Genomic DNA, 1,450 nt, shown 5'->3' with positions numbered 1-1,450 from the left:
CACAGGCATCCACGCCGTGGATACTGAACGCAGTTTTGGCGAGATCAACGCCAAGAGTTGAAACGGACATGCTACACCTCCCATTGATCATCCTGTTTGCCCGCCGGTAAGCGTGGCACCGCACCCAGGGAAGGGGGAGTCCATTTCATTCGTTAGCTCTCATCAGGAATATTTAGGAAAGGAAGCAATGAAAAAAACTCTTTATCATCACTGCAATAACCGCTTTGATTTCTGCTTGTAGTTCTACCGACCAGAAAGTAGTCAATTATGAAGCTGAAGGAAATCTTTCTCGTTCAAAATCCATTCAATGCAAACCGATTAGCCAGCTTTCAAATAAGAACAACCCAGTCGATATTTTCACAGGTATAGCTAACTGTATTGAAAACAATAATTTTCAAAATGCCGCAGAATTGTATTACGCAGGTATGTCCTATGGCTACTACGACACTAAAAGGGTTTCAGACACAACTGCTCATCAAGCTATAAGTGTTTTACGCATGAATATCGGCGGAGGTATGACTGAGGAGCAACTTCAGAATTTACAGCACGCTCTGGATTCACTTACTCCTGAGAAAATTTGTCCAACACTTACGCGGCTTGGTAAACCGGAATATCGACCAACTTACATGATTCAGCATGGTCTGGGGGCCTTCACGGGCCAATCAACCAAAGACGGCTTAGTAGGAAATTTTGATCCAGCCAGCGCGTGGTTGGACTCATTATCCACTATTGCAAAGTGTGGTAACGAGAGCTAACAAACGCATTAAAACTCGCTGCGTTCGCTGGGGACAAAAATCCGTAGGCTCCCTTCGCTTCGCTCCGTATTTTAGCCCGTTATGCGGGCCGTCAGCATTCAAAACAAAATCGGTGATCCAATGGAAGATAAAGAATACATCTCAGGGATGGGGAAAGAGTCAAAGTTGCCACCTGAATTGAAGGGTTGGAATTGGGGAGCGTTTCTCCTCAACTGGATTTGGGGTATTGGAAATAGCACTTTTATAGCGCTACTGATGTTTGTCCCGTTAGTTAATATCGTCATGGTATTTGTCTTAGGCGCTAAAGGTAATGAGTGGGCATGGAAAAACAGAACATGGAGAGACGTAGAACACTTTAAAAATGTACAAAGAAAGTGGGCGTATTCTGGTTTGATCCTTATCTTTGTGGTCTTGCCGTTATTCTTCGCATTAATTTCAAACATGCTTAAGGGCGAAGCTTACGATTTATCATTATCAGCAATTAACTCTAATGTTGAAGTTGGCGAGTTCATTGGTCCCCCTGTCAGTCCTGGCTTTTTTGTTATGGGGAGTATTAGGGAGCATGCGATTAAGTCCCTTGGCATGAGACAATCCGCGCTCTGATGTGCTGAGGGCTATCCATGGATCACCAACTCTCCTTCGCTGACAGCGAGTTCACCAGCAAGAGTCGCCAGACACGCAAAGAGAAGTTTCTC

At 44.6% G+C, this 1,450-nt stretch carries 2 protein-coding genes; both read left to right on the top strand.

Annotated elements, in window-relative coordinates:
• The first annotated feature begins 224 nt into the window (after window positions 1–224).
• The gene (locus JGZ97_RS18025; RefSeq protein ID WP_242521877.1) at window positions 225–755 is read left to right on the top strand and encodes a hypothetical protein; all 531 of its coding nucleotides are present in this window, start codon (window positions 225–227) and stop codon (window positions 753–755) included.
• A gap of 120 nt (window positions 756–875) precedes the next feature.
• Window positions 876–1,358: a hypothetical protein gene (locus tag JGZ97_RS18020; RefSeq protein ID WP_207064096.1), complete on the top strand. Its 483-nt coding sequence runs from the start codon at window positions 876–878 to the stop codon at window positions 1,356–1,358.
• Window positions 1,359–1,450 lie beyond the last annotated feature (92 nt).

The sequence above is a fragment of the Motiliproteus sp. SC1-56 genome (assembly GCF_017309075.1).
Taxonomy (GTDB): domain Bacteria; phylum Pseudomonadota; class Gammaproteobacteria; order Pseudomonadales; family Balneatricaceae; genus Motiliproteus.
The sequence above is the reverse complement of the archived record's forward strand: the minus strand, read 5'-3'. Positions and strand labels throughout refer to the sequence as shown.